This is a genomic window from Nonlabens arenilitoris (assembly GCF_002954765.1).
Lineage (GTDB): Bacteria > Bacteroidota > Bacteroidia > Flavobacteriales > Flavobacteriaceae > Nonlabens > Nonlabens arenilitoris.
The window spans coordinates 1-13,320 of sequence record NZ_MTPW01000002.1; the positions used below are offsets into that span (position 1 = coordinate 1).

General features: G+C 36.6%; 12 protein-coding genes and 6 pseudogenes. 9 read left to right on the top strand and 9 right to left on the bottom strand.

All coding sequences use genetic code 11. The features are described from left to right. The first annotated feature begins 52 nt into the window (after positions 1-52). The 6 genes and pseudogenes from BST92_RS14755 (at position 53) to BST92_RS14780 (ending at position 3,367) form a co-directional block, all read left to right on the top strand. Positions 53-229: pseudogene (locus BST92_RS14755) on the top strand (hypothetical protein). Between the two features lie 133 nt (positions 230-362). Then, entirely contained in the window at positions 363-653 is a 291-nt protein-coding gene (locus tag BST92_RS14760) for a four helix bundle protein (protein ID WP_245911020.1), read from the top strand. Positions 654-712: 59 nt separating this feature from the next. Further along, complete coding sequence (gene paaC / locus BST92_RS14765; RefSeq protein ID WP_105072297.1) at positions 713-1,504, top strand: 1,2-phenylacetyl-CoA epoxidase subunit PaaC; 792 nt, start codon at positions 713-715, stop codon at positions 1,502-1,504. A 70-nt stretch (positions 1,505-1,574) separates the two neighbouring features. Beyond that, positions 1,575-1,895 (top strand): annotated as a pseudogene (locus BST92_RS15380) (four helix bundle protein); the annotation flags it as partial. An 81-nt stretch (positions 1,896-1,976) separates the two neighbouring features. After that, positions 1,977-2,480, top strand: coding sequence for a 1,2-phenylacetyl-CoA epoxidase subunit PaaD (gene paaD, locus BST92_RS14775; RefSeq protein ID WP_105072236.1), 504 nt, complete (start codon positions 1,977-1,979; stop codon positions 2,478-2,480). A 104-nt stretch (positions 2,481-2,584) separates the two neighbouring features. Next, positions 2,585-3,367, top strand: a complete 783-nt coding sequence (locus BST92_RS14780) for an enoyl-CoA hydratase-related protein (RefSeq protein WP_105071207.1) — start codon at positions 2,585-2,587, stop codon at positions 3,365-3,367. A gap of 8 nt (positions 3,368-3,375) precedes the next feature. Here BST92_RS14780 and BST92_RS15310 read toward each other — a convergent pair whose 3' ends face one another. Together BST92_RS15310 and BST92_RS15315 are read right to left on the bottom strand one after the other, a co-directional pair. Then, complete coding sequence (locus tag BST92_RS15310; RefSeq protein WP_245911015.1) at positions 3,376-4,395, bottom strand: SulP family inorganic anion transporter; 1,020 nt, start codon at positions 4,393-4,395, stop codon at positions 3,376-3,378. Further along, entirely contained in the window at positions 4,341-5,030 is a 690-nt protein-coding gene (locus BST92_RS15315) for a SulP family inorganic anion transporter (RefSeq protein WP_245911018.1), read from the bottom strand. The genes BST92_RS15310 and BST92_RS15315 overlap by 55 nt, the downstream gene beginning before the upstream one ends. 247 nt (positions 5,031-5,277) lie before the next feature. Here BST92_RS15315 and BST92_RS14790 point away from each other — a divergent pair. Together BST92_RS14790 and BST92_RS15510 are read left to right on the top strand one after the other, a co-directional pair. After that, a pseudogene (locus tag BST92_RS14790) lies at positions 5,278-6,454 on the top strand (3-hydroxyacyl-CoA dehydrogenase NAD-binding domain-containing protein). After that, positions 6,454-6,776, top strand: a pseudogene (locus tag BST92_RS15510) (DUF1697 domain-containing protein). Before BST92_RS14790 ends, BST92_RS15510 begins: the two co-directional pseudogenes overlap by 1 nt. A gap of 8 nt (positions 6,777-6,784) precedes the next feature. Here BST92_RS15510 and BST92_RS14805 read toward each other — a convergent pair. Both BST92_RS14805 and BST92_RS14810 read right to left on the bottom strand, forming a co-directional pair. Further along, positions 6,785-7,288 carry a DUF1697 domain-containing protein gene (locus BST92_RS14805; protein ID WP_105072300.1) on the bottom strand — a complete coding sequence of 168 codons (504 nt, stop codon included), beginning with the start codon at positions 7,286-7,288 and terminating at the stop codon, positions 6,785-6,787. Next, positions 7,288-8,466: a 3-hydroxyacyl-CoA dehydrogenase NAD-binding domain-containing protein gene (locus tag BST92_RS14810; protein WP_105071209.1), complete on the bottom strand. Its 1,179-nt coding sequence runs from the start codon at positions 8,464-8,466 to the stop codon at positions 7,288-7,290. The genes BST92_RS14805 and BST92_RS14810 overlap by 1 nt, the downstream gene beginning before the upstream one ends. Before the next feature lie 247 nt (positions 8,467-8,713). On the opposite strand from BST92_RS14810, the gene BST92_RS14815 reads away from it, so the two are divergent. After that, on the top strand, positions 8,714-10,369 hold the full coding sequence (locus BST92_RS14815; protein ID WP_105071208.1) for a SulP family inorganic anion transporter: 1,656 nt from the start codon (positions 8,714-8,716) through the stop codon (positions 10,367-10,369). Positions 10,370-10,377: 8 nt separating this feature from the next. On the opposite strand, the gene BST92_RS14820 is transcribed toward BST92_RS14815, so the two are convergent. From BST92_RS14820 to BST92_RS14840, 5 genes and pseudogenes are all read right to left on the bottom strand, one after another. Next, complete coding sequence (locus BST92_RS14820) at positions 10,378-11,160, bottom strand: enoyl-CoA hydratase-related protein (RefSeq protein WP_105071207.1); 783 nt, start codon at positions 11,158-11,160, stop codon at positions 10,378-10,380. A 103-nt stretch (positions 11,161-11,263) separates the two neighbouring features. Further along, on the bottom strand, positions 11,264-11,767 hold the full coding sequence (gene paaD, locus BST92_RS14825) for a 1,2-phenylacetyl-CoA epoxidase subunit PaaD (RefSeq protein WP_105072236.1): 504 nt from the start codon (positions 11,765-11,767) through the stop codon (positions 11,264-11,266). An 81-nt stretch (positions 11,768-11,848) separates the two neighbouring features. Beyond that, positions 11,849-12,169 (bottom strand): annotated as a pseudogene (locus tag BST92_RS15385) (four helix bundle protein); the annotation flags it as partial. A gap of 70 nt (positions 12,170-12,239) precedes the next feature. Continuing rightward, a pseudogene (gene paaC / locus BST92_RS14835) lies at positions 12,240-13,042 on the bottom strand (1,2-phenylacetyl-CoA epoxidase subunit PaaC). Positions 13,043-13,091: 49 nt separating this feature from the next. Further along, the coding region (locus tag BST92_RS14840; RefSeq protein ID WP_105072301.1) for a four helix bundle protein at positions 13,092-13,320 on the bottom strand (229 nt) is incomplete at its 5' end.

The window sequence follows — 13,320 nt, forward strand, 5'->3', positions numbered from 1 at the left end:
AAACGGATTAGAACACAGGCATTGCGGTAGCTTACATGCCGAAGATGCTGAAATGGCATTAAACAATGCTCCGTGACGTGTATACTCGTAGAAATGAAGGTGTAAGTATTGGGTAGTAGAATCTAAAAATATAACAGCTAGCAGTCCAGAGGACAGCGGCGAATTATTTGAACCTGCTAGCGATAAAGTCTATAGACATCCTACTTTTTATGATTACCTGAAGAATTAAAACACATGTAATAAGCACAGCTTTTTACATGTGTTTTAATTCTTAAATCTAAACTTAAGTTGAAACTTAAATTTAAAATTAATGGGTAAACGTATGATCTAGAAGATCGATTAATCATTTTGCTGCTGATGTAATTGTAGTTTTTGACAAGCCTGCTAAAACTTACGCTTCTAAATACTATGCTGAGCAACTCATAAGATCTTCTGGTTCTGTCTCTTTAAATTTTAGTGAATTTGCTGGTGCAGGAACTGAAAAAGATAAAATCAATAAATTGAGAATATCGCTTAAAGAGATTAAAGAGTGCAATAACAATTTAAAAATCCAACTCAAAGCTGGTTTAAGCAACAAAGACCAATTGACAAAGCTGCAGGATGAAGCGGAACAAATTATCAGAATTCTAGTAGCTATTATAAATAAACGATAACCCTTAAATTTAGATTTAAATTTAGATTTAAGTTTAATATCATTAGATATGAACAACCAATAAAAGAACTAAATCCACAATTCCTAGAGTCCAAGGAAAACAAACAACACCTGATCGACTATCTTCTAGGTGTGGCAGATAATTATTTAATCTTAGGACAGCGTCTAGGCGAACTTTGTGGTCATGGACCTAATCTAGAGCCAGATATAGCATTGACTAATATTTCGCTAGATATGTTAGGGCAAGTGCGTAGTTTTTACCAATATATCGCACAGTTGAAAGGTGATAAAACCACTGAGGATGATATTGCTTTCTTAAGAAAAGAGCGTGAGTATAAGAATGTATTATTGGTGGAACAACCTAATACAGATTTTGGATACGTGATTGTACGTCAGTTTTTCTTTGATGTCTATAACAGAATGTTTTTAGGAGCTTTACAACAAAGTGCTGATGAAACGCTTAGAGCTCTTGCTTTTAAAGGAATCAAAGAAGCAAGTTATCATGAGCGTTTTTCAGGAGATTGGTTAAAACGATTAGGTGATGGTACTGAAGAAAGTCATCAGCGAGTGCAACAAGCAGTAAATGACCTTTGGGTTTATACAGATGAGCTGTTTCACACCACTAAGGCAGATGATGCTATGATAGCTGCTGGTGTAGCGCCAGACATGTTGCAATTAAGAGAATATTACTATGAAAAAGTAGAAGATTTACTTACTACAGCGACATTAAAAATTCCAGAAGTAGAATACTTCCAAAAAGGTGGTAAAGAAGGATTACATAGCGAGCACATGGGTTATATCCTTGCAGATATGCAGTATATGCAGAGGACTTATCCAGATAGTAAGTGGTAATCTTTGAATTTGAATTTGAACTTGAATTCGAACTCGAATTTGAAGTAACTCGAAATTTTAAATTATTAAGATGTCTTATCAAGACTTAGCAGAAAGATTAGAGGATTTTGCGGCGGCAATTATTAAATTGTATATCAAAATGCCTACTTCTTATGCTGGTCAATATCTTGCTCAGCAAATTATTCGTTCTTCATGTTCATCGGCTCTCAATTATGGAGAAGCTCTAGGCGCAGGTACTTCTAAAGATCGAATCAATAAACTACGTATTTCTTTAAAGGAACTACGTGAAAGTTTGAGGAATTTAAACATTCAAAGGAAAGCAGATCTAATCAGCGTGGATGATTGTAAAGATCTGGTAAAAGAAAATGATGAATTAATAAGAATTATAGTAACTCTAATTAAAATTCAAATGAATAATTTATCAAATTTAAATTCGAGTTCAGATTCAAGTTCGAGTTCAACTTCTTCAAGTATGGCAGATCAAATATTCGAATCTTTACCAAAAGAGATTCTTGCCATTCTAGAAGAAGTTGCCGATCCTGAAATACCTGTATTAAACGTCGTAGATCTAGGTGTAATAAGAGAAGTTTTAGTTGAAGGAAAAGAAATCACCATAAAACTCACACCTACTTATAGCGGCTGTCCAGCGATGGATGTTATAGGCGATGATCTAGAGCGAGCATTTGCAGTTCACGGTTACACAACTCACATACAATTAATTATGAGTCCGCCGTGGACAACTGACTGGATTACCGAACGTGGTCGTAAAGCGCTAGAAGAATACGGTATTGCTGCACCACTAGAAGAAACTGCCGATAAAGATGTACTTCTTAACGATAAGAAACTGGTAAAATGTACCAATTGTGGCTCAAAGAATACGAAGCTGGTCAGTCAGTTTGGTTCTACAGCGTGTAAAGCAATGTTTCAATGTGAGGACTGTCTAGAGCCTTTTGATTACTTTAAGTGTTTGAAATAAGAACGCTTTCGCGAAAGCGTAACAACCACTATCTTTAAATAAATTTTTAAAACTAAAATATCAGTCTGAGCTTGTCGAAGACGATATTTAATATACATCATTTAATGTCAGATTCTATCTTGCTACAAGTCAATAACGGCGTTGCAACCATAACTTTAAATAGACCACAAGTATTCAATTCCTTTAACCGCGAGATGGCATTTGCCTTGCAGGACGCACTCGATCAATGTGCTTCAAACGATGAAGTGAGAGCTGTGATGATTATAGGAGAAGGAAAAGCCTTTTGTGCCGGTCAGGACATTCAAGAAATCACAAATCCAGATTTGAATCCAGGTTTTAAAGCGATTCTAGACGATCATTATAATCCTATAGTTTTAAAAATTAGAAACCTTGAAAAACCAGTTGTTGCTGCAGTAAATGGAGTAGCCGCTGGTGCCGGAGCAAATATCGCCTTGTGTTGTGATGTGGTTATTGCTACAGAAGGTGCTGCATTCATTCAGGCATTTTCTAAAATCGGTCTGATTCCAGATAGTGCGGGAACCTTCTTTTTACCTAGACTCATCGGTTTTGGTAAAGCAAGTGCCGCGATGATGCTGGCTGATAAAATTACAGCACCAGAAGCTGACCAAATGGGAATGATCTATAAAGCCATTCCTGACGCAGATTTTATTGAAACAGCTCAAAAGACCGCTCAAAAACTAGCAGCATTACCTACAGTAGCGTTAGCTAATACTAAAAAAGCACTCAATCAATCATTTTACAATACGGTAGAAGAGCAACTAGTTCTAGAGTCAAAACTACAAATAGAAAGCGCATCCACAGAAGATTATGCTGAAGGTGTGTCGAGTTTTATGGAGAAACGTAAACCTGTTTTTAAAGGAAAATAGAACAGTTTTTATAATTTAAAATAATTTTTTAAGTACTCAAAGGCTTCTTCTATAGTTGCAAAAGTCTCAGATTCACTTACTAAATCTGGTATGATATCAATCGATTCTAATTTATCTTTAGGTTGTTCTTGTAAACCGGTAAGAACTACTCTTACACCACGTTTTTCTAAGTCTAGAACAGCATTTTCTAAAGCATACAAACCAGATTGATCTATGTATGGAACTCGATCTAGACGAATTATCAACGCTTTTACTTCTGGAGAAAGAGCTTTAATAGTTTCTTGAAAGTGTGACGTGAAACCGAAGAACAATGGTCCATAGAGGTGCTTTATATAAATTTGATCCTTAAAAGTATCATATAACTCTTGCTCGTCTTTCCAAGGTTGTTCACCGTCAAATCCTGCAAGAGTTCCTACTTCTAGTCCTTTTTCTCCTAGATCGCTTGCGCGTTTCATAAATAGTAAGGATGCCAGTATCACTCCGATTCCTACCGCTTGTATGAGACTACCAAATGTGGTCATCAACAGTACGATAATTAAAACCACTGCATCTGCACGCGGTACCGCAAGTAAATGCTTCAATCCTTTTGTATCTATAATTTTAAAACCGATAGGAATCAAAATTCCGGCAAGAACAGCTAGTGGAATATGCGCTGCAAGACCACTCAAACCTAGTAAAACTGCTGCAAGAAATAATCCATGTAACACACCTGACAAGCGTGTTTTTCCACCAGAATTTATATTTACTACTGTTCCTTTTGTAGCTCCAGCACCTGGAATACCACCAAATATCGCAGCAACCATGTTCCCTATTCCTTGACCTATTAATTCTCTATTGCTATTATGTTTTGTTTTAGTCATATTATCTGCAATGACTGATGTAAGCAAAGAGTCTATAGAACCTAAAACAGCTAGTACTAAGGCATATTCGGCCACAAGTGCATAGGCACTCGAGTCAATATCTAAAATTCCGTTTAATTTAAAGAAGGTAATCCAGATGGGATATCGCCTATGATAGGCACTTGCCACGGTAAGAAATAAGCAACAACAGAAACAACTATCAACGCCACTAGTGCACTAGGTATTACTTTAGTAATTTTAGGAAATGTATAATAAATGAATACAGTTAACGATCCTAATACTAGTGCTTGCCAATTAAAGCCTTCTATTAATAACGGCATGTCACTTAGAACTTTCAATGTGTTTTTAGGGGATACCATTCCAAAAAGCGGGAATATTTGAAGTAATATAATGATTAAACCTACACCGCTCATAAAACCAGATACCACAGGATAAGGGAAGTATTTAATGTATCCAGCTATGTTGATAAAGCCAAAAAGCATTTGAATAATCCCACCAGTTAAAAACGTAAGTATGATTATAGGCATCGCGGCTTCTACGCTGCCGGTAAGTTCAATAGCTTTTACCACTAAAGCAGCAGATACTACCGTCATAGGTCCAGTAGGTCCACTGGCTTGAGTTGCAGTACCACCAAAGATAGCTGCAAAAATCCCAACTGCGATAGCACCATATAGTCCAGCAATAGCTCCTAAACCAGATTGAACACCAAATGCTAGTGCAAGCGGTAGTGCAACAACACCAGCGACTAGACCACCAGTGAGATCACCTTTTAAATTTTTAGTATCATAAAAAGAAGAAAGCATAGTACAATGTTTTTTAGTCGGCAAGTTATAAAAGTAACGTAATGCCTTGAGCTTATAAACAAATCTAGGTCCTATTGCCCAATAGTTCAAAATAATTTAATTGTAAGGGTAAATAATCAATGTGTTTATATTGTGTATCCGGTCAAGACTTATATTTTTATTAGATGACTTGACTAAGTAACTTATTATATTTGGTAAGTAAAAGAAACTAAGAATAGCCAAAAATTAATGGTGAATTATTAAATCTATGGATATCAATAAAGTAGGAGTCATAGGAGCAGGAACAATGGGAAGTGGAATTGCTCAAGTAGCTGCCACTGCTGGTTGTAAAGTAAAACTGTTTGATGTTAATCAGGCGCAACTAGATAAAGCACAAGCTGCTCTAGAAAAGATAATGAACCGACTTATCGAGAAAGGTAGAATAGATACTGCTGAGAAAAGTCGCATTCAATCTAATATCACTTATGTTAGTACGGTAAAGGATCTAGCTGACTCTGATCTAACTATCGAGGCGATTGTTGAGAATCTAGATATTAAGAAAAGGTGTTTCAAGAACTAGAATCTCATGTGTCTGACAGCTGTATTATAGCTTCAAACACTTCTAGTCTAAGCATCGCTAGTATTGCAGCATCACTCGATAAACCAGAGCGTTGCATAGGAATTCACTTTTTTAATCCAGCGCCATTAATGAAGCTTGTTGAGGTAATTCCTGCCGTACAAACGGCTCAAAATGTTACAGATACTTGTGTGGCTACTATCGAGAATTGGAAAAAGTAGTTGCCGTAGCAAAGGATACTCCAGGTTTCATAGTTAATCGTGTGGCGCGACCATTTTACAGTGAATCGTTGCGTATTTATGAAGAAGGAATGGCGAGTTTTGCCACAATAGACTATGCCTTGAAAGGACTTGGTTTTAAAATGGGACCTTTTGAATTGATGGATTATATAGGTCACGATGTGAATTATGTGGTGACCGAAACTGTTTTTGCTGCCTTCTATTTTGATCCTCGTTACAAGCCATCTTTAACTCAAAAACGATTGATGGAAGCTGGCTGGCTAGGTCGTAAATCAGGTAGAGGATTTTATGATTATGTAAATGTGGATAGTGAGCACGCTTTCGCGAAAGCGGACCCAGTAAAATCACCTGAACTCATAAAAGAAATTCAAGATCGTGTACTCGTTATGTTAATCAATGAGGCGGCAGATGCCTTATTTCTAAACATAGCAACGGCACAAGGAATAGATAGCGCGATGACCAAAGGCGTGAATTATCCAAAAGGATTACTCGCCTGGGCAAACGAAAAAGGAATAGAATGGTGTGTAAACGGACTGGACGCGATGTATGATTTGTACCGAGAAGATCGCTACAGATGCTCGCCGATTTTACGTAAAATGAATGCTGCTGGAACTAAATTCTCGCTGTAATGAGATATGTTGCTTTATTGCGTGGTGTTAATGTTAGTGGTAAGAATAAATTACCAATGGCACTTTTAGAGAAGCTCTTAAAGCAACTCCATTTTGTGACGCGACCACTTATATACAATCTGGTAATATTGTTTTTAATGCCGATTTAGATATAACTACTTGTGAGCAGATTATTGCAGATTTATTGAAAGCAGAATTTGATTTAAATGTTCCTGTAATTGTGCGTGAACAATCTGCGATTAAAGATATACTAAAAGTAAACCCTTTTGAAACGAGAACTATTGAGAATTCTAAATTCATGAGTTTTGGCCTTTTTCGATAAGATTCCAGTTACAGAAAAGATTGATGAGGTGATGTCACACCTAGTTTCTTTTCAAACCATGCATTAGTCATTTTAGTCTTGCCAAAACCTACTCCGCAATAGAAATACATCACATCATCTACTATTTTAAAGGTTTCGATTTCTGTGGAGAATGACATCACCTCATCAATCTTTTCTGTAACTGGAATCTTATCGAAAAAGCCAAAACTCATGAATTTAGAATTCTCAATAGTTCTCGTTTCAAAAGGGTTTACTTTTAGTATATCTTTAATCGCAGATTGTTCACGCACAATTACAGGAACATTTAAATCAAATTCTGCTTTCAATAAATCTGCAATAATCTGCTCACAAGTAGTTATATCTAAATCGGCATTAAAAACAATATTACCAGATTGTATATAAGTGGTCGCGTCACAAAATGGAGTTGCTTTAAGAGCTTCTCTTAAAAGTGCCATTGGTAATTTATTCTTACCACTAACATTAACACCACGCAATAAAGCAACATATCTCATTACAGCGAGAATTTAGTTCCAGCAGCATTCATTTTACGTAAAATCGGCGAGCATCTGTAGCGATCTTCTCGGTACAAATCATACATCGCGTCCAGTCCGTTTACACACCATTCTATTCCTTTTTCGTTTGCCCAGGCGAGTAATCCTTTTGGATAATTCACGCCTTTGGTCATCGCGCTATCTATTCCTTGTGCCGTTGCTATGTTTAGAAATAAGGCATCTGCCGCCTCATTGATTAACATAACGAGTACACGATCTTGAATTTCTTTTATGAGTTCAGGTGATTTTACTGGGTCCGCTTTCGCGAAAGCGTGCTCACTATCCACATTTACATAATCATAAAATCCTCTACCTGATTTACGACCTAGCCAGCCAGCTTCCATCAATCGTTTTTGAGTTAAAGATGGCTTGTAACGAGGATCAAAATAGAAGGCAGCAAAAACAGTTTCGGTCACCACATAATTCACATCGTGACCTATATAATCCATCAATTCAAAAGGTCCCATTTTAAAACCAAGTCCTTTCAAGGCATAGTCTATTGTGGCAAAACTCGCCATTCCTTCTTCATAAATACGCAACGATTCACTGTAAAATGGTCGCGCCACACGATTAACTATGAAACCTGGAGTATCCTTTGCTACGGCAACTACTTTTTTCCAATTCTCGATAGTAGCCACACAAGTATCTGTAACATTTTGAGCCGTTTGTACGGCAGGAATTACCTCAACAAGCTTCATTAATGGCGCTGGATTAAAAAAGTGAATTCCTATGCAACGCTCTGGTTTATCGAGTGATGCTGCAATACTAGCGATGCTTAGACTAGAAGTGTTTGAAGCTATAATACAGCTGTCAGACACATGAGATTCTAGTTCTTGAAACACCTTTTTCTTAATATCTAGATTCTCAACAATCGCCTCGATAGTTAGATCAGAGTCAGCTAGATCCTTTACCGTACTAACATAAGTGATATTAGATTGAATGCGACTTTTCTCAGCAGTATCTATTCTACCTTTCTCGATAAGTCGGTTCATTATCTTTTCTAGAGCAGCTTGTGCTTTATCTAGTTGCGCCTGATTAACATCAAACAGTTTTACTTTACAACCAGCAGTGGCAGCTACTTGAGCAATTCCACTTCCCATTGTTCCTGCTCCTATGACTCCTACTTTATTGATATCCATAGATTTAATAATTCACCATTAATTTTTGGCTATTCTTAGTTTCTTTTACTTACCAAATATAATAAGTTACTTAGTCAAGTCATCTAATAAAAATATAAGTCTTGACCGGATACACAATATAAACACATTGATTATTTACCCTTACAATTAAATTATTTTGAACTATTGGGCAATAGGACCTAGATTTGTTTATAAGCTCAAGGCATTACGTTACTTTTATAACTTGCCGACTAAAAAACATTGTACTATGCTTTCTTCTTTTTATGATACTAAAAATTTAAAAGGTGATCTCACTGGTGGTCTAGTCGCTGGTGTTGTTGCACTACCGCTTGCACTAGCATTTGGTGTTCAATCTGGTTTAGGAGCTATTGCTGGACTATATGGTGCTATCGCAGTTGGGATTTTTGCAGCTATCTTTGGTGGTACTGCAACTCAAGCCAGTGGACCTACTGGACCTATGACGGTAGTATCTGCTGCTTTAGTGGTAAAAGCTATTGAACTTACCGGCAGCGTAGAAGCCGCGATGCCTATAATCATACTTACGTTTTTAACTGGTGGGATTATTCAAATGCTTTTTGGCTTTATCAACATAGCTGGATACATTAAATACTTCCCTTATCCTGTGGTATCTGGTTTTATGAGCGGTGTAGGTTTAATCATTATATTACTTCAAATATTCCCGCTTTTTGGAATGGTATCCCCTAAAAACACATTGAAAGTTCTAAGTGACATGCCGTTATTAATAGAAGGCTTTAATTGGCAAGCACTAGTATTAGGATCGTTAACTGTATTCATTTATTATACATTTCCTAAAATTACTAAAGTAATACCTAGTGCACTAGTGGCGTTGATAGTTGTTTCTGTTGTTGCTTATTTCTTACCGTGGCAAGTGCCTATCATAGGCGATATCCCATCTGGATTACCTTCTTTGAAATTAAACGGAATTTTAGATATTGACTCGAGTGCCTATGCACTTGTGGCCGAATATGCCTTAGTACTAGCTGTTTTAGGTTCTATAGACTCTTTGCTTACATCAGTCATTGCAGATAATATGACTAAAACAAAACATAATAGCAATAGAGAATTAATAGGTCAAGGAATAGGGAACATGGTTGCTGCGATATTTGGTGGTATTCCAGGTGCTGGAGCTACAAAAGGAACAGTAGTAAATATAAATTCTGGTGGAAAAACACGCTTGTCAGGTGTGTTACATGGATTATTTCTTGCAGCAGTTTTACTAGGTTTGAGTGGTCTTGCAGCGCATATTCCACTAGCTGTTCTTGCCGGAATTTTGATTCCTATCGGTTTTAAAATTATAGATACAAAAGGATTGAAGCATTTACTTGCGGTACCGCGTGCAGATGCAGTGGTTTTAATTATCGTACTGTTGATGACCACATTTGGTAGTCTCATACAAGCGGTAGGAATCGGAGTGATACTGGCATCCTTACTATTTATGAAACGCGCAAGCGATCTAGGAGAAAAAGGACTAGAAGTAGGAACTCTTGCAGGATTTGACGGTGAACAACCTTGGAAAGACGAGCAAGAGTTATATGATACTTTTAAGGATCAAATTTATATAAAGCACCTCTATGGACCATTGTTCTTCGGTTTCACGTCACACTTTCAAGAAACTATTAAAGCTCTTTCTCCAGAAGTAAAAGCGTTGATAATTCGTCTAGATCGAGTTCCATACATAGATCAATCTGGTTTGTATGCTTTAGAAAATGCTGTTCTAGACTTAGAAAAACGTGGTGTAAGAGTAGTTCTTACCGGTTTACAAGAACAACCTAAAGATAAATTAGAATCGATTGATATCATACCAGATTTAGTAAGTGAATCTGAGACTTTTGCAACTATAGAAGAAGCCTTTGAGTACTTAAAAAATTATTTTAAATTATAAAAACTGTTCTATTTTCCTTTAAAAACAGGTTTACGTTTCTCCATAAAACTCGACACACCTTCAGCATAATCTTCTGTGGATGCGCTTTCTATTTGTAGTTTTGACTCTAGAACTAGTTGCTCTTCTACCGTATTGTAAAATGATTGATTGAGTGCTTTTTTAGTATTAGCTAACGCTACTGTAGGTAATGCTGCTAGTTTTTGAGCGGTCTTTTGAGCTGTTTCAATAAAATCTGCGTCAGGAATGGCTTTATAGATCATTCCCATTTGGTCAGCTTCTGGTGCTGTAATTTTATCAGCCAGCATCATCGCGGCACTTGCTTTACCAAAACCGATGAGTCTAGGTAAAAAGAAGGTTCCCGCACTATCTGGAATCAGACCGATTTTAGAAAATGCCTGAATGAATGCAGCACCTTCTGTAGCAATAACCACATCACAACACAAGGCGATATTTGCTCCGGCACCAGCGGCTACTCCATTTACTGCAGCAACAACTGGTTTTTCAAGGTTTCTAATTTTTAAAACTATAGGATTATAATGATCGTCTAGAATCGCTTTAAAACCTGGATTCAAATCTGGATTTGTGATTTCTTGAATGTCCTGACCGGCACAAAAGGCTTTTCCTTCTCCTATAATCATCACAGCTCTCACTTCATCGTTTGAAGCACATTGATCGAGTGCGTCCTGCAAGGCAAATGCCATCTCGCGGTTAAAGGAATTGAATACTTGTGGTCTATTTAAAGTTATGGTTGCAACGCCGTTATTGACTTGTAGCAAGATAGAATCTGACATTAAATGATGTATATTAAATATCGTCTTCGACAAGCTCAGACTGATATTTTAGTTTTAAAAATTATTTAAAGATAGTGGTTGTTACGCTTTCGCGAAAGCGTTCTTATTTCAAACACTTAAAGTAATCAAAAGGCTCTAGACAGTCCTCACATTGAAACATTGCTTTACACGCTGTAGAACCAAACTGACTGACCAGCTTCGTATTCTTTGAGCCACAATTGGTACATTTTACCAGTTTCTTATCGTTAAGAAGTACATCTTTATCGGCAGTTTCTTCTAGTGGTGCAGCAATACCGTATTCTTCTAGCGCTTTACGACCACGTTCGGTAATCCAGTCAGTTGTCCACGGCGGACTCATAATTAATTGTATGTGAGTTGTGTAACCGTGAACTGCAAATGCTCGCTCTAGATCATCGCCTATAACATCCATCGCTGGACAGCCGCTATAAGTAGGTGTGAGTTTTATGGTGATTTCTTTTCCTTCAACTAAAACTTCTCTTATTACACCTAGATCTACGACGTTTAATACAGGTATTTCAGGATCGGCAACTTCTTCTAGAATGGCAAGAATCTCTTTTGGTAAAGATTCGAATATTTGATCTGCCATACTTGAAGAAGTTGAACTCGAACTTGAATCTGAACTCGAATTTAAATTTGATAAATTATTCATTTGAATTTTAATTAGAGTTACTATAATTCTTATTAATTCATCATTTTCTTTTACCAGATCTTTACAATCATCCACGCTGATTAGATCTGCTTTCCTTTGAATGTTTAAATTCCTCAAACTTTCACGTAGTTCCTTTAAAGAAATACGTAGTTTATTGATTCGATCTTTAGAAGTACCTGCGCCTAGAGCTTCTCCATAATTGAGAGCCGATGAACATGAAGAACGAATAATTTGCTGAGCAAGATATTGACCAGCATAAGAAGTAGGCATTTTGATATACAATTTAATAATTGCCGCCGCAAAATCCTCTAATCTTTCTGCTAAGTCTTGATAAGACATCTTAATAATTTAAAATTTCGAGTTACTTCAAATTCGAGTTCGAATTCAAGTTCAAATTCAAATTCAAAGATTACCACTTACTATCTGGATAAGTCCTCTGCATATACTGCATATCTGCAAGGATATAACCCATGTGCTCGCTATGTAATCCTTCTTTACCACCTTTTTGGAAGTATTCTACTTCTGGAATTTTTAATGTCGCTGTAGTAAGTAAATCTTCTACTTTTTCATAGTAATATTCTCTTAATTGCAACATGTCTGGCGCTACACCAGCAGCTATCATAGCATCATCTGCCTTAGTGGTGTGAAACAGCTCATCTGTATAAACCCAAGGTCATTTACTGCTTGTTGCACTCGCTGATGACTTTCTTCAGTACCATCACCTAATCGTTTTAACCAATCTCCTGAAAAACGCTCATGATAACTTGCTTCTTTGATTCCTTTAAAAGCAAGAGCTCTAAGCGTTTCATCAGCACTTTGTTGTAAAGCTCCTAAAAACATTCTGTTATAGACATCAAAGAAAAACTGACGTACAATCACGTATCCAAAATCTGTATTAGGTTGTTCCACCAATAATACATTCTTATACTCACGCTCTTTTCTTAAGAAAGCAATATCATCCTCAGTGGTTTTATCACCTTTCAACTGTGCGATATATTGGTAAAAACTACGCACTTGCCCTAACATATCTAGCGAAATATTAGTCAATGCTATATCTGGCTCTAGATTAGGTCCATGACCACAAAGTTCGCCTAGACGCTGTCCTAAGATTAAATAATTATCTGCCACACCTAGAAGATAGTCGATCAGGTGTTGTTTGTTTTCCTTGGACTCTAGGAATTGTGGATTTAGTTCTTTTATTGGTTGTTTCATATCTAATGATATTAAACTTAAATCTAAATTTAAATCTAAATTTAAAGGGTTATCGTTTATTTATAATAGCTACTAGAATTCTGATAATTTGTTCCGCTTCATCCTGCAGCTTTGTCAATTGGTCTTTGTTGCTTAAACCAGCTTTGAGTTGGATTTTTAAATTGTTATTGCACTCTTTAATCTCTTTAAGCGATATTCTCAATTTATTGATTTTATCTTTTTCAGTTCCTGCACCAGCAAATTCACTAAAATTTAAAGAGACAGAACCAGAAGATCTT